Annotated in this window: 22 protein-coding genes; 14 read left to right on the top strand and 8 right to left on the bottom strand. The window is 68.3% G+C overall.

What is annotated here, in order from left to right; genetic code table 11:
• Window positions 1-27 precede the first annotated feature (27 nt).
• The 3 genes from AC5RWU_RS00695 to AC5RWU_RS00705 all read left to right on the top strand — a co-directional run bounded on the left by AC5RWU_RS00695 (window position 28) and on the right by AC5RWU_RS00705 (window position 2,166).
• Window positions 28-171 (top strand): hypothetical protein, encoded by a 144-nt coding sequence (locus tag AC5RWU_RS00695; RefSeq protein WP_494028953.1) that lies wholly within the window; start codon window positions 28-30, stop codon window positions 169-171.
• 175 nt (window positions 172-346) lie between these two features.
• Complete coding sequence (locus AC5RWU_RS00700; RefSeq protein ID WP_494028954.1) at window positions 347-817, top strand: hypothetical protein; 471 nt, start codon at window positions 347-349, stop codon at window positions 815-817.
• Window positions 818-954: 137 nt separating this feature from the next.
• Window positions 955-2,166, top strand: coding sequence for a mechanosensitive ion channel family protein (locus tag AC5RWU_RS00705; protein ID WP_494028955.1), 1,212 nt, complete (start codon window positions 955-957; stop codon window positions 2,164-2,166).
• A gap of 21 nt (window positions 2,167-2,187) precedes the next feature.
• Here AC5RWU_RS00705 and AC5RWU_RS00710 read toward each other — a convergent pair whose 3' ends face one another.
• A complete protein-coding gene (locus tag AC5RWU_RS00710) occupies window positions 2,188-2,811 on the bottom strand; it encodes a GlcG/HbpS family heme-binding protein (RefSeq protein WP_494029147.1) in 624 nt (207 codons plus the stop codon).
• Between the two features lie 197 nt (window positions 2,812-3,008).
• On the opposite strand from AC5RWU_RS00710, the gene AC5RWU_RS00715 reads away from it, so the two are divergent.
• The 3 genes from AC5RWU_RS00715 to catA all read left to right on the top strand — a co-directional run bounded on the left by AC5RWU_RS00715 (window position 3,009) and on the right by catA (window position 5,830).
• Entirely contained in the window at window positions 3,009-4,241 is a 1,233-nt protein-coding gene (locus AC5RWU_RS00715; RefSeq protein ID WP_494028956.1) for a sensor histidine kinase, read from the top strand.
• Complete coding sequence (locus tag AC5RWU_RS00720) at window positions 4,238-4,858, top strand: response regulator (RefSeq protein ID WP_494028957.1); 621 nt, start codon at window positions 4,238-4,240, stop codon at window positions 4,856-4,858. The genes AC5RWU_RS00715 and AC5RWU_RS00720 overlap by 4 nt, the downstream gene beginning before the upstream one ends.
• 117 nt (window positions 4,859-4,975) lie before the next feature.
• Entirely contained in the window at window positions 4,976-5,830 is an 855-nt protein-coding gene (gene catA, locus AC5RWU_RS00725; protein WP_494028958.1) for a catechol 1,2-dioxygenase, read from the top strand.
• A gap of 75 nt (window positions 5,831-5,905) precedes the next feature.
• Here catA and AC5RWU_RS00730 read toward each other — a convergent pair whose 3' ends face one another.
• Both AC5RWU_RS00730 and putP read right to left on the bottom strand, forming a co-directional pair.
• The gene (locus AC5RWU_RS00730; RefSeq protein WP_494028959.1) at window positions 5,906-6,184 is read right to left on the bottom strand and encodes a hypothetical protein; all 279 of its coding nucleotides are present in this window, start codon (window positions 6,182-6,184) and stop codon (window positions 5,906-5,908) included.
• Window positions 6,185-6,271: 87 nt separating this feature from the next.
• Window positions 6,272-7,777, bottom strand: coding sequence for a sodium/proline symporter PutP (gene putP, locus AC5RWU_RS00735; protein ID WP_494028960.1), 1,506 nt, complete (start codon window positions 7,775-7,777; stop codon window positions 6,272-6,274).
• Window positions 7,778-7,879: 102 nt separating this feature from the next.
• Here putP and AC5RWU_RS00740 point away from each other — a divergent pair, with 102 nt between their 5' ends.
• Window positions 7,880-8,863, top strand: coding sequence for a D-2-hydroxyacid dehydrogenase family protein (locus tag AC5RWU_RS00740; RefSeq protein ID WP_494028961.1), 984 nt, complete (start codon window positions 7,880-7,882; stop codon window positions 8,861-8,863).
• A gap of 18 nt (window positions 8,864-8,881) precedes the next feature.
• Here AC5RWU_RS00740 and AC5RWU_RS00745 read toward each other — a convergent pair whose 3' ends face one another.
• Window positions 8,882-9,715, bottom strand: a complete 834-nt coding sequence (locus AC5RWU_RS00745) for an MBL fold metallo-hydrolase (protein WP_494028962.1) — start codon at window positions 9,713-9,715, stop codon at window positions 8,882-8,884.
• A 137-nt stretch (window positions 9,716-9,852) separates the two neighbouring features.
• Between AC5RWU_RS00745 and AC5RWU_RS00750 the strand changes: the two genes are divergently transcribed.
• Both AC5RWU_RS00750 and AC5RWU_RS00755 read left to right on the top strand, forming a co-directional pair.
• Window positions 9,853-10,326, top strand: a complete 474-nt coding sequence (locus AC5RWU_RS00750; protein WP_494028963.1) for a Fur family transcriptional regulator — start codon at window positions 9,853-9,855, stop codon at window positions 10,324-10,326.
• A gap of 75 nt (window positions 10,327-10,401) precedes the next feature.
• Window positions 10,402-11,904, top strand: coding sequence for a catalase (locus tag AC5RWU_RS00755; protein ID WP_494028964.1), 1,503 nt, complete (start codon window positions 10,402-10,404; stop codon window positions 11,902-11,904).
• A 58-nt stretch (window positions 11,905-11,962) separates the two neighbouring features.
• Here AC5RWU_RS00755 and AC5RWU_RS00760 read toward each other — a convergent pair whose 3' ends face one another.
• From AC5RWU_RS00760 to AC5RWU_RS00775, 4 genes are all read right to left on the bottom strand, one after another.
• On the bottom strand, window positions 11,963-12,343 hold the full coding sequence (locus tag AC5RWU_RS00760) for an ankyrin repeat domain-containing protein (protein WP_494028965.1): 381 nt from the start codon (window positions 12,341-12,343) through the stop codon (window positions 11,963-11,965).
• Between the two features lie 57 nt (window positions 12,344-12,400).
• Window positions 12,401-13,207 carry a family 1 encapsulin nanocompartment shell protein gene (locus tag AC5RWU_RS00765; RefSeq protein WP_494029148.1) on the bottom strand — a complete coding sequence of 269 codons (807 nt, stop codon included), beginning with the start codon at window positions 13,205-13,207 and terminating at the stop codon, window positions 12,401-12,403.
• Window positions 13,204-13,671 carry a ferritin family protein gene (locus AC5RWU_RS00770; protein ID WP_494028966.1) on the bottom strand — a complete coding sequence of 156 codons (468 nt, stop codon included), beginning with the start codon at window positions 13,669-13,671 and terminating at the stop codon, window positions 13,204-13,206. The genes AC5RWU_RS00765 and AC5RWU_RS00770 overlap by 4 nt, the downstream gene beginning before the upstream one ends.
• A 90-nt stretch (window positions 13,672-13,761) precedes the next feature.
• Window positions 13,762-15,492: an SIR2 family NAD-dependent protein deacylase gene (locus AC5RWU_RS00775; protein ID WP_494028967.1), complete on the bottom strand. Its 1,731-nt coding sequence runs from the start codon at window positions 15,490-15,492 to the stop codon at window positions 13,762-13,764.
• A gap of 66 nt (window positions 15,493-15,558) precedes the next feature.
• Here AC5RWU_RS00775 and AC5RWU_RS00780 point away from each other — a divergent pair, with 66 nt between their 5' ends.
• The 5 genes from AC5RWU_RS00780 to malQ all read left to right on the top strand — a co-directional run bounded on the left by AC5RWU_RS00780 (window position 15,559) and on the right by malQ (window position 19,636).
• Complete coding sequence (locus AC5RWU_RS00780; RefSeq protein ID WP_494036866.1) at window positions 15,559-15,945, top strand: hypothetical protein; 387 nt, start codon at window positions 15,559-15,561, stop codon at window positions 15,943-15,945.
• Between the two features lie 5 nt (window positions 15,946-15,950).
• Complete coding sequence (locus tag AC5RWU_RS00785; protein WP_494028969.1) at window positions 15,951-16,517, top strand: SDR family NAD(P)-dependent oxidoreductase; 567 nt, start codon at window positions 15,951-15,953, stop codon at window positions 16,515-16,517.
• 12 nt (window positions 16,518-16,529) lie between these two features.
• Window positions 16,530-17,087, top strand: coding sequence for a DUF488 domain-containing protein (locus AC5RWU_RS00790; protein WP_494028970.1), 558 nt, complete (start codon window positions 16,530-16,532; stop codon window positions 17,085-17,087).
• 73 nt (window positions 17,088-17,160) lie between these two features.
• A complete protein-coding gene (locus tag AC5RWU_RS00795) occupies window positions 17,161-17,376 on the top strand; it encodes a hypothetical protein (protein WP_494028971.1) in 216 nt (71 codons plus the stop codon).
• A gap of 55 nt (window positions 17,377-17,431) precedes the next feature.
• A complete protein-coding gene (gene malQ / locus AC5RWU_RS00800) occupies window positions 17,432-19,636 on the top strand; it encodes a 4-alpha-glucanotransferase (RefSeq protein WP_494028972.1) in 2,205 nt (734 codons plus the stop codon).

Raw genomic sequence — 19,636 nt, forward strand, 5'->3', positions numbered from 1 at the left:
TCCGCAGGGGGAAGGACACATAACCGGATGGACGCACCAGCAGTCTCCACGTGGTGGAAGGAAGCAGCCCGCCTCAGCCACAGCACAGGGCCCGGTGGAACAGGAATGGAAGGGACGCAGTCCGGCGGGCACCGGCACCGCCACGGCGCCGATGCCAAGCTGGGCCGGTGACTGCTGCTGGTCAGCATCACGGGCCTGCTGGCCCTGGCGGTGATGGTCCGGACCATGGCGGTTCCCCTGCCCTACGGCGTGCTCCTGCAGCATTCGCTCGCGCTCATGGGCTTCGCCCTGATCGTCGCGGCCACGCCCGCGGTTGCCGTTGTCTGGTGCGCCGTCTGCCTCTGGCATGGGCAGCCGCGGATCCGCGACGCTCCGGGTTGCCGCCGAGGCCACCGGTATCGGGGCGTTGGTCGGGCTGCTGGTGGGAACGCTGGCGGCCGGCCTGGGGGCCATGGGCATGTCCGATCCCGGTGAAGCCGATGCCCTGGACCTGGACGCGGTTATTGCCCTGCCGGTGCTCGGGACCGTGGTCGGCTTCGTCGTATCGCATTTCCGGGTCGTGGTGCATGCCTTCGACCGACTGCGTCCGGTCTGGCTCGGCTGGGTCGGCGCTCCCGCTGCCCTGGTCCTGGCCGTCAACCTGACCAGCATCGCGATCGATCCGCTGGTGGTCCTGACCCTCATGGTCGGACTGGTCGCCGCCGCCTTCTCCGTCCTCTCCACCGGCGAGTGGCTCCTGGAGCACCGCACCGCAATTACCCGCCGCACCGCCGTCGCAATGACCACCCGTCACGCCGGCCGGCCAGCGCGGAACTGACCCAGCGCGGAACTGACCCAGCGCGGAACTGACCCAGCGGGGAACTGACGCCGGCCAGGCAGCCAGCTGCCGCCGTCCTACTCGGTACCCGGCCGGCAATTGGACACCTTCCGGGCCCGATCTGACAGCATCGGAACATGGATGATCTTTTGACTGTGCTTGAGCCGGTGATTGCGGTCGGCATCGTGGTGGCTGGAGCGCTGCTGGTCACCGCGGTGCTGCGGGCGGTTTTCAACCGGTTGTTCCGCAAGGTTCCGGGGATTCGGAAGCAGTCGGCCCGGGCCCGGAATCCGTTCCGGCTGGTGCTGGTGCTGGTGGGCACCCGCATAGCGCTGGGTGCTACCGCGCGGGACACGGAATGGTTCCCGATTGTCGACTTCGTGCTGGTGGTGGGGCTGGTGGCCGCCATTGCTTGGCTGGCGGCCGTCATTCTGCTGATCATCGAGGCTGCCCTGCTGACCAAGTACTCCACGGACACCAAGGACAACCGGCGGATGCGCCGGCTGAAGACGCAGGTGACTCTCGCCCGGCGGGTCGGCATCGCCGTCATCATCACCCTGGCCGTCGCCAGCGTCCTGCTGACCATCCCCGAAGTCCGCGCGCTCGGCGCCGGCATCCTGGCGTCTGCGGGCCTGATCTCGATTGTTGCCGGGCTGGCAGTGCAAAGCTCGCTGACCAATGTGTTCGCGGGCATGCAGTTGGCTTTCACCGACGCCATCCGGGTGGATGACGTCGTGGTGGTGGAGAAGCTGTGGGGCACTATCGAGGAGATCACCATGACCTACGTGGTGGTCCGGGTCTGGGACGACCGCCGGCTGATCCTGCCCTCGACGTATTTCACTACGACGCCGTTCGAGAACTGGACCCGCCGGCAGTCGGCGATCCTGGGCACGGTGGAGCTGGATGTGGACTGGCGGGTGCCGGTGGAGGAAATGCGCGAATGCCTGAAGGAGACGCTGGACAGGACCGAGCTGTGGGACGGCCGCACCGGCGTGCTGCAGGTGACCGACGCGGTCGGCGGTGTGGTGCGGCTGCGGATCCTGGTCAGCGCGGCGGACAGCGGTGCGCTGTTCGACCTGCGCTGCCTGATCCGCGAGACCATGGTCACCTTCCTGCAGTCCGAGCATGCGTACGGCCTGCCGCGGCAGCGCTGGGAGCCCGTGCCGGCGCGGGAAAAGCACGACGGCGGCCGGCGCCGTTCCGGCCCCCGTGCGGCGGATGCCACCGACAGTGCGCTGTTCACCGGCTCGCTCGAGGCCGTTGAGCGGCACCGGCAGTTCGCCGGTCCCGGCGAGGACGCGTATCAGGAACGCGAGCGCAAGGCCGGCGCTGACCTCGGCGAGCACTAAGCAGCGTGTCCCTCCTGCCCGCTACTGAGTGGCTTGGGCGATCGCCGCGGCGCCGGCCGCAGCGCAGGCTTCGTCCCGCGCACCGTCGGGCGCCCCGCCGACGCCGATGCCCGCGATGGAGGCACCGTCGACCTTCAGCGGAACGCCGCCGGCCAGGAAGAGCGTTCCCGTCAGGTCGTCGATGCCGGGACCGTTGCCGCTCACGCGCTTGGCCAGTTCGCTGGTGGGGGCGCCGAAGGCCGCGGCCGTATAGGCCTTCTGCTTGGCGGCCTCGATGGTGTGCTCGCCGGCGTTGTCGCCGCGCAGGACCGCCTGAACGGTGCCGAAGCGGTCCACCAGCGCGACGGTGACGAACGGCAGGTTGTCCGCCTGGCAGTGTTCCATCGCCGCCGCGACGGCGTCCAGGGAAGCCTGGACGCTGATCCGGCGCTGCTGCACGGTGTTCTCGGCAGGGACGGTTCCGGCGTCCGGCGCCGGCTGGGGGCCACGGTTGGCAGCGGGCTCGACGGCGGCAGCGGGCTTAACGGCGACGGGCTGGGTCGAGCCGGCGGCTGCCGGTGCGGTGGTGCCTGCGGCGGAGCAGCTGGTCAGGGCCAGGGCTGCCGCAGCGGAGGCGGCGGCGAGAACGAGTGCGGAACGCTGCATAGTCATTCACTTCCTTTGGATTCGCTTGTTGCTGTCCTCTCCATGCTGGCCGCCCCAGGGACGCGGGCACATCGGCGGTCCGTCGCCCCGGTCCTCATCCGGATAGGTGGCGATATCAGCCAAAAGTATGAGAGGGCCGGCCGCAGCCGCCGGAACCACCGTGGCCGGAACTACCATGGTGGGACAGGAGGGCAGCAGTGAAGGACAACACACAGTGCACCCGGGGGAGCAGCGATCCGGGGACGATGGCCGGCCTGCCCGGACACGGCTCCCTGGTCGTCCACCTGAGCTTCGCCGTCCTGCTGGCCACGTCCGCCGTGCGCTACCTGCTCCGGCACGGGATGGACGCAGGCGGGACGCTGGTGGCGGCCCTGAGCATCCTGCTCACCCTTGCCTACCTTGCCACCGCGCTGTGCGCCGGCCGGCGGCTGCCGGACGGCACCCGGATTGCCGTTCTGATAGCCATCTGGGCGACCCTGGTGCTGACCGCGCCGAGTTTTGCCTGGTGCGCCTTTCCCCTGTTCTTCATCTGCCGCGGCCGCCTGTCCGGTACGGCCGGATACCTGGGTGCGGCGGGCGTGGTGGTTCCCGCGGCCGTAGGCCTGTATCTGCTGGAGGATGCCCGGGACCCGGCCATGCTGCTCGGTCCGCTGGCTGCCGGGACACTGCTGCTGCTGGTCTATGAGAGGATCGAGCGCGACGCCGCGGCCCGCCAGGCGCTGCTGCGCCAGGTGGCCGCCGCTCAGGCCGGCGTCGCCCGGCTGGAGCATGAGGCGGGGATCCGGGCGGAGCGGGACAGGCTCTCGCGCGAACTGCACGACACGGTGACCCAGGGGCTGGCCAGCAGCCTGCTGCATTTGGAGGCGGCCGAGCAGCTCCCGGCGGATGCTGCGGCCACCCGGACCAATCTGGAGCGTGCCGCGGCGCTGCTGCGCCGGAACCTGGCCGAAACCCGCCGGCTGGTGCACAATCTCGCGTCACCGGCCGATGAGCTGAGCCTTACGGAGGCCGTGTCCCAGATCGCGCACAGCTACGTGCCGCAGGCACAGGTCAGCGTCAGCGGGGCAGTCCGGCCGCTGGCTCCGGAGACCCGGAACGCGCTGCTGCGCATCACGGAGAGCGCTGCGGCGAACATCATGCTGCACGCACAGGCAGCCACGGTGCGCATCACGCTGAGTTTCCTGCCGGGGGCCGTGTCGCTGGATATTTACGACGACGGCACCGGCTTCGACCCGCAGCGTCCGGTAACCGGTTCGGAGACCGGAGGGTACGGCCTGCGCGCGATGCAGCAGCGGGCGGAACAGCTGGGCGGGGTGTTCTCGGTGGAAAGTGCGCCAGGGGAGGGCACCGTGGTCGCGGCCCAACTGCCGGCCCCGGTCCTTAGCGGCGCCGGCTCCCTCGACGAAGCGCGCCCGGGCGGCGCCTCGTGATCACGGTACTGCTGGTCGACGATCATCTGGTGGTCCGGGCCGGGCTGCGCTCGCTGCTGGACTCCCAGCCCGATATTTCCGTGGTGGCAGAGGCCGGCAACGGCCACGACGCGGTGAGTGCCGCCGTCGAACATTCCCCGGATGTGGTGATGATGGACCTGGCGCTCGGCGAGGGACCGGACGGAATCACGGCCATTCGCGGGATCCGCCGGCAGCGGCCGAAACAGGCGGTGCTGGTCTTCACCACCTACGATTCGGATGCGGATATTGTGCGCGCGGTCGACGCGGGGGCAATGGGCTATCTGCTGAAGGACTCGGCGCCGGAGGAGATCTTCGCGGCCCTTCGCGGAGCGGTGGCGGGCCGCAGCGTAATGTCCCCGCCGGTGGCCTCCCGGCTTTTCCAGCAGATGCAGAATCCCCAGGAGGCCCTGACGCCGCGGGAAGCGGAATTGCTGTCGCTGCTGGTGGAGGGGCTGAGCAATAAGGAGCTCGGCCGGCGGCTGTTCATCAGCGAGGCAACCGTCAAGACGCACCTGGCGCACATCTACGCCAAGCTGGGCGTGGAGACCCGGTCGGCAGCCATTGCCATGGCGCTGCGGAACAAGGGCATGCGGTAGGATGCGGAGGCATAGCTCTTTTTACTGCGGCCTTCGGGCCGAACCCATATCCCCAATATTCGCCAAGCCGGCCGCCCGCCGCTGCGGCGCACGGCCCACGCATCCAGAGGATTTGCCATGGCCCACGAAACCAGTGAAAAAGCAACCGCAGCCGCATCAGGCGGTGCCGCCACCAACCGCTTCCGGCAGAGCGGCAAGGTCGGGACCGCTGCTGTCGATACGGAACGCGTCGACCTGCTCGCCTCGGAAGTCATCAACGCCGTCAATGAAACCGTCCACCGGCACAAGGTCACCTACGACGAGTACAACGCCTTCAAAGCCTGGCTGATCAGGGTGGGCGAGGACGGCGAATGGCCGCTGTTCCTTGATGTCTGGGTGGAGCACAGCGTCGAGGAGGTCGCCACCGGGGACCGGCACGGCTCCAAGGGCACCATCGAGGGACCCTACTACATTCCGGATTCCCCCGAACTCGAGACCCCGGCGACCCTGCCGATGCGTGACGGGGAACAGGGTACTCCGCTGCTCTTCCAAGGGCAGGTGACCGCGACGGACGGCAGCGCGCTGGGCTGCGCGAAGCTGGAAATCTGGCACGCGGACAATGACGGGTACTACTCGCAGTTCGCACCCAACCTGCCGGAATGGAACCTGCGCGGCAGCGTGATCGCCGACGGCGAGGGCCGCTTCCAGATCAACACCATCAAGCCGGCGCCGTACCAGATCCCGACCGACGGCGCCTGTGGCCAGCTCATTGCCGCCGCCGGCTGGCATGCATGGCGGCCGGCCCACCTTCACCTGAAGGTCTCGGCTCCCGGCCACCAACTGCTGACCGCCCAGCTGTACTTCACCGGCGATGCCCACCTTTCGGACGACATCGCCTCAGCCGTCAAGCCGGAACTGATCCTGGATCCGCAGCCGCGGTCCGAGGACGAGGGCGAGCAGGTGACCTACAACTTCGTGCTGGACCCCGCGTAGCGGCCCGTCTCCCGCGGTATTAACGACGACGACGGCGGCACCGGTGTGCCGCCGTCGTCGTTGCGCTTAACCGGGTTACCGGTTGACCAGTTTGAAGAACGTGCTCTTTTCCCCGCTGGCCTTCTCCGACTGGTAGAGGAAGGCGAGCTTGCTGTCCTCGAACTTGCTGAACCAGTCGTCCCAGCTGATCTGTTCCAGGCTTTCTTCCGAGGCGCCGCCGGGGAAGTCGATGCGGAGCACGCCGGCTGCCTCACCGGACTCGGTGCCCTTGACGCTGGCGGGCTTGCCGTCGTTCGACTCCACCCACTTGCGGATCTCGTCGTGGTCGGTGGTGGTGTGGGAATCCGATGCCATAACTGCCTCCAAATAGTTGGGGATGTTACGCCTCCACCGTAGACCCGACGGCCGTGGCACCACCACCGCCGTTCCCCCCACCGGCAGCTAGCTCCGGACGGCGACCGCTTCCGCCGTCTCGGCCGTGAGCAGGCGCTGGGCAGCGTCGAACTCCGCGTCGATTTCAGCGGACGGCCTGTAGGTCATGCGGCTGACGACGACGGCGACCAGCAGGTTCAGGGCGAAACCGGGCACGATCTCGTACAGCACCGCGGCCAGCTCGGAATTGCCCCAGATGAAGACCGTGACGGCCCCGACGATCATGCCGGCCAGGGCACCTGCGGTGGTCAGTTTCCGCCAGAACAGGGTGAGCAGGATGATCGGGCCGAACGCCGCGCCGAACCCGGCCCAGGCAAAGGCCACCAGCGCCAGGATCGTGTCGTTCTGGTTCCAGGCCAGTGCCGCCGCGACCACGGCCACCAGCAGGACCCCCAGCCGGCCCAGGACCACCTGCGCCTTGGCCGGTGCGTCCTTCTTGGCCACGATCTTGTACAGATCCTCCACCAGGGCAGAGGAGCAGACGATCAGCTGGGAGGAGATGGTGCTCATGACCGCCGCGAGGACGGCGGCCAGGACCAGTCCGGCGATGAACGGGTGGAACAGGATCTGCGCCAGATCCAGGAAGACAGATTCCGGATCGGAGAGCGTGGCGCCGGGGTTCTGCTGGAAATAGGCCGCGCCGATCAGGGCGGTGGCAAGGGCGCCGCAGACGGTGAGGACCATCCAGCCGATGCCGATGCGCCGGCCGGCCTTGGCCTCGGCGGCGGAGCGGAGCGCCATGAAGCGGACAATGATGTGGGGCTGGCCGAAGTAGCCCAGGCCCCAGGCGGCCGCGGAGATGATGGCCACCACGGAGCCCCCGGCCACCAGGCTCAGGGCGTCGGGGTTGACCTCGCGGATGGCGGCGGCCGTTTCCCCCAGGCCGCCGGTGGCGAAAATCCCGACGATCGGAACCGCCACCAGCGCGGCGAGCATCAGCAGGCCCTGGGCGACGTCCGTGTAGCTGGCCCCGAGGAAGCCGCCGAACAAGGTGTAAAGGACCGTGACCCCGCCGACCACCAGCATGCCGGTCAGGTAGGTCGAGCCGAACGAGCTTTCGAAGAAAACGCCGCCGGCGACCATGCCGGAGGAGACGTAGAAGGTGAAGAAGACCAGGATAATCAGGCCGGACACCACCCGCAGCAGGCGCGACCGGTCCTTGAGCCGGCTTTCCAGGAAGCTCGGGATCGTGATCGAGTTGCTGGAGACCTCGGTGTAGGTCCGCAGCCGCGGGGCCACGAACTTCCAGTTCAGCCACGCCCCGACGGTCAGCCCGATGGCGATCCAGGCCTCAACCAGGCCGGACACGTAGATGGCGCCGGGCAGGCCCATCAGCAGCCAGCCGGACATATCCGACGCACCCGCGCTCAGCGCGGCGACCCCGGGCTTGAGGTCCCGCCCTGCCAGCATGTAGTCGTCCAGGTCGCTGGTGCGCCGGAAAGCCCACCACCCGATCCACAGCATGGCGATCATGTAGAGCGCCATGGCGATGATCTGGAATATCTGGTCGGTCATACATAGTCCTTACGGCAAGGAATTGGGCGTGGCCCAGTATTCCAGTGAGTAGTTGCCCCGGCGAAGTTCATGAAGCACGCCGGGATGCCGAAAAATGGAGCCATGACTGACGCCCCACAGCTGCCGGCGGGCCCGCTGGCCGTCGCCGTTCTGGACGACTACCAGGACGCGGCACTGGGCAGCGCGCCGTGGCATGAGCTGGGTCCGGAGGTTTCCGTGGCCCGCTTCACGGACCATCTGGACAGCGTCGACGCCCTGGCAGACAGGCTTCAGCCGTTCGACGTCGTCGTCCTCATGCGGGAGGGCACACCCATGACGGCCGTTCTGCTGGCCCGGCTGCCGCGGCTGCGATTGATTACGACGACGGGAATGGCGAATGCCTCGATCGACCTGGCCGCGGCGGGCCGGCTCGGGATCACGGTCTGCGGAACCACCCGCACCACGAATGCCACGGCCGAGCTCGCCTGGGCCCTGGTCATGGCCGTGGCCCGGGACATCCCGCTCAACGACCGGGACATCCGCGCGGGGGTGTGGCAGGCCCGGCTGGGCATGGATCTGGCCGGGGCGACGCTGGGCATCTTTGGGGTGGGCAGGCTGGGGACCAGGATGGCGCGCTTCGCGGAGGCTTTCGGGATGCATGCCCTGGGCTGGAGCCCGCATCTGACCTCGGAGCGCGCCGCGGCCGCCGGAGTGGAACTGCTTGGCAAGGACGAACTGTTCCGCCGCAGCGATATCGTCACCATCCACCTGCGCCTGTCCGAGCGCGTGCGGGGGATCGTCGGCGAGTCGGAACTGCGCCTGCTTGGGCCCGACGGGCGCCTGGTCAATACCTCCCGCGGGCCGCTGGTGGATGAGGCGATGCTGGTCAGGGCGCTGCACGAGGGGTGGATTGCCGCGGCAGCCCTGGACGTGTTCGACACCGAGCCGCTGCCGGCCGGATCGCCGCTGCTGGATGCTCCGAATCTGATTCTCAGCCCGCATATCGGCTTTGTCAGCCGGCAGGCCCACCGGCTCGGCTACACGCAGATGCTCGAGGACATCAAGGCCTGGCGGGCCGGGCGGCCGGTGAATGTGCTGACGGCCTGATCCCGGCGGTCAGCCGGTTCAGCCGCGCAGGTAGTCCAGCTGCGCGGCCACGGACTTTTCGGCCGCGCGGCGCACGGACGGATCGACGTCGGCATACACTACGTCCGTGACGGCCTCCACCGGCGCGGCCCGCCCTAGCTGTGCGAGGGCGGCGCGGATCTGGTCCAGGCGCTCCCTGCGATGGGCCGTGTACTTGGCGCAGATGGCAGCCAGATCCGGCAGGACCGGTCCGTGGGCAGGAAGCACGGTGGCCGGGCCGAGGGTGCGCAGCCGTTCCAGCGAGTCCAGGTAGGGGCCCAGCCGCCCGTCCGGGTAGTCAATGATGGTGGTGCCGCGGCCCAGAATGGTGTCCCCGGTCAGCACCGAACCATTCCCGGTTCCGGAACCGGCGGGGCCGGCACCCGCGGCCGGGCCGTCGTCGGGCAGGTGGAAAGACACCGAATCGGCCGTGTGGCCGGGGGTGGCCAGCACCTGCAGGCGCACGCCCGCCGCCTGGATCTCCTCGCCGTCACGCAGAGGCGGCCCCCCGTGGCAGTAGGCAGGGTCCAGGGCCCGCACCGGGGCGCCGGTCATCCGGTGGAACCGGTCGCTGGCCGCCGTGTGATCCGGGTGCCAGTGCGTGATGAGCACCAGTTCCACCGTGCCGGCGGCGGCCAGCGGCGCCAGATGGCCCTCGTCCAGCGGTCCCGGATCCACCACAACCACCCGGCCTCCGGATGCTTCCGGGGAGGGGTCCGCGATGAGGTACGAGTTGGTGCCGTCCAGGCTCATGGGCCCGGGATTGGGCGCCAGCAGGTACCGGGTCAGCCGGCTGCTGCGCTGGATGGATGCAGGTTGAGTCAGTGCAGACATGCCCACAGCCTATAGCGCCGAGGGATCGGAGCTCTTCAGAGCGCTGACCCATGCGGCCACGGATGTCATCCGCCGGCCATGAAAACTTAACCTGTCCTTACTATGACTTACTCACAATAAGTGGTAAAAATGAGGCTATGACGTGGATCGCACCGGCTAACGAACGTGAGGCCCGCTGGGCCGAACAGTTGCGTTCCCGCGGCCGCAGGGTGACGAGGCAGCGGCTGGCGGTCCTCAACGCCGTCGAACGTTCTCCGCACATTGTTGCTGAGGACCTCGCCGCTGCCGTGCGTGCTGAACTGCCGGACATTACGGTGCAGTCAGTCTACGTAGTGCTCTCCGATCTGACCGAGACCGGATTGCTGCGCCGGATCGAGCTACCCAGGAATCCGGCACGCTACGAAACCCGGGTGGCGGACAACCACCATCATGCCGTCTGCACCGAATGCGGACGGATCGAAGACGTGGATTGCGCAGTGGGCCATGCCCCCTGTCTCACTCCATCGGATACCCATGGAATGGCCATCCAGATTGCGGATGTCCTGTACCAGGGGCTCTGCGCGGACTGCCGGACCAAGACGGCAGTCACCAGCAATGAGGGAAAGGCGTGACCGTTGGCCCCAGGGCCGCGGGCCACTCAGGCCGGTACGACGAAGCTATTCACAAATTCACACAAAGGAGAAGGAATGACTGTGAACAACACCAATCCCTTGACCACCGTTGCGGGCGCGCCCGTCCCCGAAAACCAGAACAGCCTGACGGCAGGCCCGCGCGGCCCCATGCTGCTGCAGGACGTCTGGTTCCTGGAGAAGCTGGCCCACTTCGACCGTGAAGTCATCCCCGAGCGCCGCATGCACGCCAAGGGCTCCGGCGCGTTCGGCACCTTCACGGTGACCAACGACATCACCAAGTACACCGGCGCGAAGATCTTCTCCGAGGTCGGCAAGAAGACCGAGATGTTCGCCCGTTTCTCCACGGTCGCCGGTGAGCGCGGTGCCGCCGACGCCGAACGCGACATCCGCGGCTTCTCTGTGAAGTTCTACACCGAAGAGGGCAACTGGGACGTCGTCGGCAACAACACCCCGGTCTTCTTCTTCCGCGACCCGCTGAAGTTCCCCGATCTGAACCACGCCGTGAAGCGTGATCCGCGCACCAACCTGCGCAGCGCGGAGAACAACTGGGACTTCTGGACCAACCTGCCCGAGGCCCTGCACCAGGTCACCATCGTGATGTCCGACCGCGGCATCCCGGCTTCCTACCGCCACATGCACGGCTTCGGCTCGCACACCTACAGCTTCTACAACGAGGCCGGCGAGCGGTACTGGGTGAAGTTCCACTTCCGCACCCAGCAGGGTATCAAGAACCTCACCGACGAAGAGGCCGCCAAGCTCGTCGGCGAGGACCGCGAGTCCCATCAGCGCGACCTTTTCGAGTCGATCGAGAAGGGCGACTTCCCCAAGTGGACCCTCTTCGTGCAGATCATGCCGGAGGCCGAGGCGGAAACCTACAAGTTCCATCCGTTTGACCTCACCAAGGTCTGGTCCAAGAAGGACTACCCGCTGATCGAGGTCGGCGAGTTCGAGCTCAACCGCAACCCGGAGAACTACTTCGCCGACGTTGAGCAGGCCGCCTTCTCTCCGGCCAACGTGGTTCCGGGCATCAGCTTCTCGCCCGACCGCATGCTGCAGGGCCGGCTGTTCTCCTACGGTGACGCCCAGCGCTACCGCCTCGGTGTCAACCACCACCAGATCCCGGTGAACTACCCGCGCGGCGCCAAGGTCGTCAACTCCTACCACCGCGACGGTGCCATGCGCGTCGACGGCAACCAGGGCGCCACCCCGGGCATCAACCCGAACTCCTACGGCCGCTGGGAAGAGCAGCAGGCCTACCGCGAGCCGCAGCTCGCCGTCGGTGCCGTCGCCGACCGGTTCAACTACCGCGAGGACGACGCCAACTACTTCGAGCAGCCCGGCATCCTCTTCCGCGAGAAGATGACCGCCGAGCAGCAGCAGGTGCTCTTCGAGAACACCGCCCGTGCCATCGACGGTGCCTCCGAGGCCACCATTGAGCGGCACATCGCCAACTGCACGCAGGCCGACCCGGCCTACGGCGAAGGCGTGCGCAAGGCCATCGAGGCCCTGCGGGCAGGCAACCTCTCCGAGACGGACGTAAACTCCGACTCGGTCTAGCATCTAGCAACCAGCGGAAAATGCCCGGGCCGGCCTATGTGGTCGGCCCGGGCATTTCTCATTTCTCCAGCAGGTGTTCCCGCCCGAACATCCTGGCCGCATCGCGGGCTGTCGGCGTACCGGCCTCCAGGTCCGCCCCGGCCGCCACCAGCTTTGCCACCACAGCATCTTCGCCCTTGAACAGCGCCCCGGCGATCGGGGACTGGTCCCGGTCGTTGCGCAGGTCGACGTCGGCGCCGCGCTCGATCAGGGCCTGCACCGTTTCCGCATGTCCGTGGTAGGCCGCCAGCATCAACGCGGTGTTGCCGCCCCCATCCTGGGTATTGACAGGCAGTCCGTGATCGAAGAATTCCAGGAGCTCGGCGGTGCTGCCCTGGCGGGCGAGGTCCATCGCCATTGTGATGAGCTTGTTCGTCTGTTCTTCGGAGAGCTGTTCCATGGGCAACATTCTAGGCGCGCCCACAGCAGTGCTGAGCCGCCCTTGGCCGGGCCCCGGCTAGCTGCTTTCGAGCTGGACTGCTGCCTCCGGTGTCGCCACATGGAAGCTGAACGACTGTTCGATGTAGAGGTGGACCGCCTCGGCATCGTGGTGGTCGTAGCCGATGGACAGGTCCTGCCCGGACTCGAACAGGAAATCGCCGCCGCGCATGCTGGTGAGCACCGCCCCGCGCACCCCGGGCGCCCAGACGATCGGACCGCCGAGGATCCGCTGGATGTGTTCGGCCAGCAGGTAGCCGCCCCGTTCGGTGGATTCGATCACCGCGGTGTAATGCTCCGGTCCCATGGCCAGGCCGAATGGGCCGCCGATGCCAGCCTTCTGCAGCACGGCCACGGCCTTCGCCACCCGCTTGGGATAGTCGTTGAAGTCCTCTACCCGGGGGATGGGTTGCAGCGGCGAGGCATCCGTGATACCGGTGATGCCGGCGTCGTTCCAGCCGTGGAAGACGGCAATGTTCTCCGCGCTGGCCATCCGGAGTGCGGCCTGGTCCAGGCTCCGGAGGTCCACGTCGGTGGCGCCGCGGTCGTGGTCCAGCAGTTCCCGGCGGGAGACGCTGAAGTCGGTGCGCAGTTCCACGAGCGGCAGGACACGGCGGCGCAGCGCCTCGACGCCCTCGACGGCGGTTCCGTTCACGCGTTCGGTCCGTCCCAGGTTGGTGGCCGAGTACTCCCAGCCCAGCGGTCCGGAGAAGTCGACGAGCTTGCGGGCACCCAGCGCGACACTGAGCCGCTGCTTGGCCTCCGCGTCCAGCAGCCGCCAGGCGCCGTCGGAGATGGGTGCGTGTTCTCGCAGCAGATGGTTCATGGCCACAGCGTTTGCTCCTTTAGGCTGCCGATTCCAAGGGATGTGTCCGGAGAGGGCGTGCGCGGGCCGGAGGCAGGAGCCGGTCCGGCAGGCTCGTCCGGTGCGGCCGCACCAGGGGCTGCTTCGGATCCGCCGGCAGTTGCGGCGCCCTCGGTGGCCGCAGCCTCCGCCGCCTCGGCGTGGGCGACGATGTCACCGTCGCGGAACAGGATGCCGCGGGCGATCTCCCGCCACTGCGGCTTGCTGCGGAACAGGTATTCCAGTTCCATGCTGAAGTGCTTGTATTCCTCACCCAGCGAATCCAGCATGATCGCCCGGGCCGCCGGGTCCCGCTCCAGGGAAATGCGCTGTTCGTACCAGCCGATCGCCTCGGCTTCCTCGGTCAGGTTGGCGCACATCCGGGCGAAAGTCCGCGTCTGCGCCGACAGTTCCCCGGCCGGTTCATGATATTGGTCAAAGCCCATCTGAAGTCCCTCGGCGTTGGCGAGTTGAATAGACAGTTGGAATCCAAAACATGCTCAGATAGTTAGCCTATCGAGGGCCGCGGGGGATGACTACCCTTTCGGCCCGCCCGGCGGCCGGCCGTCGTTCCCCTCCCAGCCCAGGCCCCGCAGGGTCTCCTCAAGCTTCAGCCAGGCTTCCTGCCGTCCGAAGCGCGGGTTACCTGCCGTCCGGTCCGCAAAGTCGAGGACGGCCCGGCGCAGTTCACGCTGGTCTTCGCCCAGCGCCTCCTCGAAATGCGGAGCAAGGAAATAGGCATGGCTCTTGATAACGTGCGCGGACAGCGCGTCCAGGAAGATTTCGAGCAGCCGCCCGGCATCGTCGGATCGCTGGCCATCCCCCTCGGCCGGTGCCCGTCCTTCCAGCATGGGCACGAGCTTGAGCCGGTCCTGCCACAGCCGTTCCCGGACCTGGTCGGCGTGCAGGGTCAATACGGTGGCCATCCGCTCCGGGTCCGGTCCTTGTCCGGATCCACGCCTCGGCCGGGCCCGGTTGACGTCATGGACGATGGCGTGAAAGTGGTCGTCGCTGAGCCCGAAGCCGACAAAAAGCATGTGGTGGGTCAGCATGGGGGCCTTGACCAGGGCGGAGAGCGCCTCGCCGCTGGTAGTGAATTCGAGGTGGTCCCCGCGCGTCAGGACGATGGTCTCCGGCTTCCGCACGGAGCCGTGGAGCTTCAGCAGCCAGCGCCCGGGATCCGGTCCCGGCCCGTCGGGGATGACGGTGCAGGGGTTCCCGGTGTCGGCGGCTGCGTCTTCGAAGAGCGTGTCGAAGTTGAGCGTGATGGCCGCCGGTGACGGAAGTCCGGCCAGCAGCAGCGGCGCCAGACCATAGCGCCGCACATTGACCAGCTGCGCCACCTGGCGGCCGAACTCTGCGGGGTCGCTGCACTGGGACCGCAGGTACTCGGCGCAGTCCAGGGCGTTGAGCCGCTGCAGTTCCGCCTGGATGTCCGGCGGCACCCCCAGCTTGTCGGCCAGCCGGTCCAGCAGCTCCCGCCAAGTCGGCGCGCCTGCCGCCGCGCTGACTCCCGCACCCATGAACGGCACCAGTTTTCCGGCCAGGGCCACGTCCTTGAGCCGGTCGATGTGCTTCCACAACCGCCCCTCGAGCGCCGGCCACGAACCCGCACGGTCCAGGCGGCGCTTTTCCTGTGCGAGGGCCAGCGCGGCCCGATCCTGCAGCACCAGGGCCACATCCACCAGCCGGCCGCACTGCCGCTGGATGTCCTCCAACGTGGACGGGATCTGCCGGAGCATGACGTCCAGGATCGCTCCGCGGAAGATGTCGCCCCCGCCGCCGGCGGTGCCGAAGAACGGAACAGCCAGCAGCGGCACGCTCCGGTGCGGCCCCGGGCTTCCGGTTCCGACGGCGGCACCCCGGCCGCCGCCGTCGTCCTCCCGGGGCGCGCACACCAGTTCCGCGGCACAGCGAAGGTAGTCCTCAAGCCGCGGAGCGAGTTCCTCCGCGCTGCGGATCCCTTCCGCCGGCAGGGCAGTGAGGACCGGAACCGGATCCTGCGACGACAGCTTCAGCGGGACGGCAAAGCGGCCGGTCCGGCCGAGCCCGGCCCAGGCCTGCCGGTCGCCCTTCAGGTTCTCGAAGGCGGACCGGAGACGCCCGTACGCCGTGCCGTCCCCGCCCTGCTCCTGCTCCTGGTCGCGGGCCGGCGACCGGAACCAATGGTCCTCCACTTCCAGCCGTTCGTTGGTGGGAAGCAACCAGGCGGAGCAGCTGAGGTTCCGGATATCACCCTGGGTGACGAACAGATGGGGACGGGCCATAGTAGGGTCTTATCAGCATGCTGATCATTCGGCTAGTCCGGTGAACCGGATGGACGAAAGGTTTCGATGATGGACGACCAGAGACTGGCCCGGATCCATGGGGCCTTCAATGTTGCCGGAGGCCTGTGGCCGCTGCTGCACATGCGCAGGTTCGAGGCGGTGTTCGGCCCGAAGACGGACCGGTGGCTGGTGCGCACTGTCAGCGGGCTGCTGCTCGCGAACGGACTGGTCCAACTGGGCACCCGTCCGGACCCGCACAGTATTGAACAGTCCCGGCGGATCGGACTGGGGACATCGTCGGCCCTGGCGGCGGGCGACATCACCTACGCTCCGGCCGGGCACATCAGCAGGATGTATCTGGCGGACGCGGCCGTCCAGCTCGGATTCATCTGCGCCTGGATCCGACGCCGCGATTCCCTGAAAGCGGCCCCGACCGGCCGCCGGGGCGCCTGAAGCCGGTGGAATTTCTTGAAGCAGTCCGGGGCCGGAGGACCACCAACGGGCCGTTCCTGCCGGATCCTGTCGCTGAAGCGCACCAGCGTCTGCTGATGGAGGTAGCGACGAGGGCGGCTTTTGTGCCTCCCGACGTCACCGACGAGGCTTACGTGGCAGCGCTCATGGACGCAGCCGTCAGCAGGTTCGGCGCCCTGGACATCCTGGTGGCCAACGCCGGGATCGCCGAACAGAAGGGGCCGGTGCAGGAACTGGATCTCGCCTCCTGGCAGAAGGTCCTCGACATCGACCTGACCGGTGTGGCGCTGTGCAACAAGCATGCCGCCGCCAGGATGTTGGCGAACGGCTCCGGCTCAGTGATCAGCATGGCTTCGATCCTGAAGTACGTGAACACCCTGCTGGTGGCCGGCCTGCCCCAGGAGGTCCGGTCGGCGATGCTGGACCGGCAGCCGATCGGGCGGCTGGCGGAGCCGGAGGAGGTTGCCCAGGTGGTGGCGTTCCTGGCCAGTGACAGGTCCTCCATCATTACCGGTGCGTGCATCAACGCCGACGGCGGCTGCACCGCTGTCTGAGCGGTTGACGCCATGGGGAGCTCCGGAACAACCCACGATGCCGCCGGGTTCGTCACCGTGGGCCACGGCAAGATGGACGCCGCGGAGCTGGTCGGGCTGCTGGCCGGGGCAGGAATCCGGCACCTCGTGGACATCCGGCGGTTCCCCGGCAGCCGCCGGAATCCGGAGACAAAGCGGGATTTCCTGGCCGGCCACCTGCCCGCCGCCGGGATCGGCTACAGCTGGGAGGAACATCTGGGCGGCCGCCGCCGGCTGCCGGCCGGCGAACCGGTGACGGACACGTGGTGGACGGTGGAAGCGTTCCGCGCGTACGCGGCATATACCCGGACCGGGGAATTCCGGGAGGCCCTCGGCCGCCTGCTGGCCCTCGCCGCAGCGCAGCCGGTGGCCGTGATGTGCAGCGAGAGCGTGTGGTGGCGCTGCCACCGCCGGCTGATTGCCGACGTCGTGGTCCTGGAATACGGGCTGCCGGTGACCCATCTGATGCCCGGCGGCAGACTCGCCCCGCATCGGGCGGCGGACGGAGCGCGCCTGGACGCCTCCGGCCGGGTGGTGTGGGACGGCGGTTAGCCAGCTGCAGGGCTTGCGGGGGCTTGCGCCGCGTGCCGGATTGGCGGACCGTGGAGTGCAGGAGGTTATCACCATGACCGAAGAAGCGGGCCGGACGGAAGAACAGGCCCACGCGGACGACACCACCCAGGCGCAGCAGACACAGGGCCGCGGCGCCGTGCCGTCGGCCGAAACCCGTCATGAGGGCGGGGAGTACGAACTGCGCAATGGCCAGAATCCGGACGCGGACGCGCAGGAGCCCGCGGACACGGAGGAGTATCCCGCCGGCGGAGGCGGCGGCACGGAGTAGGCGTGCAGGTTCCTGCCTATGGCCCTGATCGCGTTTGGCTCCCTAGAGTGGACCCATGGCTGATCTTCGCGAGCAGGACCCTCAGGACAAGATGACGGACAGACAGCACGACGCGGGCGCGAAGCAGCCGGTAAAGGCGCTGAGCGAGCTGCAGCGGCTGGCGCAGGCGCACGATATCGGTATTTCGTTCCAGGGCTGGGACGGGCAGCAGCAGGAGGTCGGCGAGGACACGCTGCGGCGCATCCTCGCCGCCCTGGGCGTGCCGGCGGACACCCCGGACCAGATCCGCGCCTCCCTGCTGGAGCGCGAACTGGCGCCGTGGCGGCGGCTGCTGCCGCCCGTCGTCGTCATTCATGAAGGGCAGGACGCGCGCGTTCCGGTGCACATCCCACGGGGGGCGCGTGCGAAGGTCTGGATCGTTGCCGAAGACGGTTCCCGGTTCGAGGTCCTGCCGCAGCACGTGGCCACCGAGCAGCGGGAGGTCGACGGTGCGGCGACGGACCGCGTGATGTTTGCCCTGCCGCCGGACCTGCCGCTGGGCTGGCATTCACTGTTCGCCGAACAGGGCGGCGCCGAGGCCAGCTGCAACCTGGTGGTGACGCCCCAGCGGCTCGAGCCGGCGGCCCCCGGCCCCGGCGAGCGCAGCTGGGGCCTGATGGCGCAGCTGTACTCTGTGCGGTCGTCCCGGTCCTGGGGCATCGGCGACTTCGCGGACCTGGCCGACCTGGCCGCCATCGCCGGAGCTGAATACGGCGCCGGATTCGTGCTGGTCAATCCGCTGCACGCGGCCGAACCGGTGCCTCCGGTCGAACCGTCCCCGTACCTGCCGGCGACGCGGCGCTTCTTCAATCCGCTGTACATCCGCGTGGAGGAGATTCCCGAATACGCCTATCTGGCACCCCAGCAGCGTGCCGTCGTCGAGGAACTGGCCCGGGACCTGCATCCGGCCAACCGCCGCGCGGACCTGCTGGACCGGGACTCGGCCTATACGGCCAAGCTCACCGCCCTGGAACTGCTGTACGACGTGCCGCGCAGCCCGGCGCGCGAGCAGCAGTTCGCGGCCTTCTGCGCGGAGCAGGGCCAGGGGCTGGAGGACTTTGTGCTGTGGTGCGCACTGGCCGAAAAGCTACCCGCCGGCTCGCCGCAGTGGAAGGAAGCAGCCAGTCCCCACACGCCGTATGCGCAGCAGCAGCGCGCCCGGCTGGAGGAACGGCTGGACTTCTACCGCTGGCTGCAGTGGCTCTGCGACGAGCAGCTGGAGTCCGCCCACCGTGCGGCAAAGAAGGCCGGCATGGAGATCGGAATCGTCCACGACCTCGCCGTCGGAGTCCATCCCAGCGGCGCTGACGCCTGGGCGCTGCAGGATGTGCTGACGCTGGGGGTGAGCGTGGGTGCGCCGCCGGACATGTTCAACCAGGCCGGCCAGGACTGGTCCCAGCCGCCGTGGCATCCGGAACGGCTGGCCGAATCCGGCTATGCCGCGTACCGGGACATGCTGCGGACCATCCTCCGCCACGCCGGCGGCATCCGGGTCGACCATATCCTGGGGCTCTTCCGGCTCTGGTGGATCCCGGAAGGCGCGCAGCCGGGCGGCGGGGCGTACGTCTACTACGACCACGAGGCGCTCATTGGCATCCTGGCGCTGGAAGCGCAGCGGGCGAACGCCGTCGTCATTGGCGAGGACCTGGGCGTGTTCGAACCGAGCGTGCAGGTCTACCTGGCCGAGCGGGGCATCTACGGCACATCCATCCTCTGGTTCGAGCGGGACAAGAAGGGACCGCTGACGCCGGACAAATACCGGGAGCAGTGCCTGACCAGCGTCAACACCCATGACCTGCCGCCGACGGCGGGCTACCTGGCCGGTGAGCATGTCAACCTGCGCGAATCGCTGGGGCTGCTGGCACGCACGGTGGAGGAGGAGCGCGCGGCGGATGCGGCGGACCAGGGCCAGGTGCTGGCGCTGCTGCGGGAGCGCGGGCTGCTGGACAAGAACGACGGCGGCGGCTCGCCTGAGCAGGTCCAGCGCACCGTCGAGGCGCTGTACGCTTTCACGGCCCAGACACCGTCCACGCTGCTGGGCGTCGCCCTGGTAGACGCGGTGGGGGAGCGGCGGACCCAGAACCAGCCGGGCACCCATGACGAATACCCCAACTGGCGGATCCCGCTGGCCGGCGCGGACGGCAAGGCCGTGCTGATTGACGACCTGCCGGGCCATGAGCGTTTCGCTTCGCTGGTCCGGGCACTCCAGCGGGAGTTCTGA

This window comes from Arthrobacter sp. B0427-1-12 (assembly GCF_059092905.1).

What these genes read in the sequence shown, in the direction of transcription:
- AC5RWU_RS00745 (WP_494028962.1), bottom strand. Translation starts at nt 9,715, where the DNA reads ATGTCTGCACTGACTCAACCTGCATCCATCCAGCGCAGCAGCCGGCTG.
- AC5RWU_RS00790 (WP_494028970.1), top strand. Translation starts at nt 16,530, where the DNA reads ATGGGGAGCTCCGGAACAACCCACGATGCCGCCGGGTTCGTCACCGTG.
- AC5RWU_RS00770 (WP_494028966.1), bottom strand. Translation starts at nt 13,671, where the DNA reads ATGGGCTTTGACCAATATCATGAACCGGCCGGGGAACTGTCGGCGCAG.
- putP (WP_494028960.1), bottom strand. Translation starts at nt 7,777, where the DNA reads ATGACCGACCAGATATTCCAGATCATCGCCATGGCGCTCTACATGATC.
- AC5RWU_RS00765 (WP_494029148.1), bottom strand. Translation starts at nt 13,207, where the DNA reads ATGAACCATCTGCTGCGAGAACACGCACCCATCTCCGACGGCGCCTGG.
- AC5RWU_RS00700 (WP_494028954.1), top strand. Translation starts at nt 347, where the DNA reads ATGGGCAGCCGCGGATCCGCGACGCTCCGGGTTGCCGCCGAGGCCACC.
- AC5RWU_RS00780 (WP_494036866.1), top strand. Translation starts at nt 15,559, where the DNA reads ATGATGGACGACCAGAGACTGGCCCGGATCCATGGGGCCTTCAATGTT.
- AC5RWU_RS00775 (WP_494028967.1), bottom strand. Translation starts at nt 15,492, where the DNA reads ATGGCCCGTCCCCATCTGTTCGTCACCCAGGGTGATATCCGGAACCTC.
- AC5RWU_RS00695 (WP_494028953.1), top strand. Translation starts at nt 28, where the DNA reads ATGGACGCACCAGCAGTCTCCACGTGGTGGAAGGAAGCAGCCCGCCTC.
- AC5RWU_RS00795 (WP_494028971.1), top strand. Translation starts at nt 17,161, where the DNA reads ATGACCGAAGAAGCGGGCCGGACGGAAGAACAGGCCCACGCGGACGAC.
- AC5RWU_RS00705 (WP_494028955.1), top strand. Translation starts at nt 955, where the DNA reads ATGGATGATCTTTTGACTGTGCTTGAGCCGGTGATTGCGGTCGGCATC.
- malQ (WP_494028972.1), top strand. Translation starts at nt 17,432, where the DNA reads ATGGCTGATCTTCGCGAGCAGGACCCTCAGGACAAGATGACGGACAGA.
- AC5RWU_RS00760 (WP_494028965.1), bottom strand. Translation starts at nt 12,343, where the DNA reads ATGGAACAGCTCTCCGAAGAACAGACGAACAAGCTCATCACAATGGCG.
- AC5RWU_RS00750 (WP_494028963.1), top strand. Translation starts at nt 9,853, where the DNA reads ATGACGTGGATCGCACCGGCTAACGAACGTGAGGCCCGCTGGGCCGAA.
- AC5RWU_RS00710 (WP_494029147.1), bottom strand. Translation starts at nt 2,811, where the DNA reads ATGCAGCGTTCCGCACTCGTTCTCGCCGCCGCCTCCGCTGCGGCAGCC.
- AC5RWU_RS00740 (WP_494028961.1), top strand. Translation starts at nt 7,880, where the DNA reads ATGACTGACGCCCCACAGCTGCCGGCGGGCCCGCTGGCCGTCGCCGTT.
- AC5RWU_RS00730 (WP_494028959.1), bottom strand. Translation starts at nt 6,184, where the DNA reads ATGGCATCGGATTCCCACACCACCACCGACCACGACGAGATCCGCAAG.
- catA (WP_494028958.1), top strand. Translation starts at nt 4,976, where the DNA reads ATGGCCCACGAAACCAGTGAAAAAGCAACCGCAGCCGCATCAGGCGGT.
- AC5RWU_RS00755 (WP_494028964.1), top strand. Translation starts at nt 10,402, where the DNA reads ATGACTGTGAACAACACCAATCCCTTGACCACCGTTGCGGGCGCGCCC.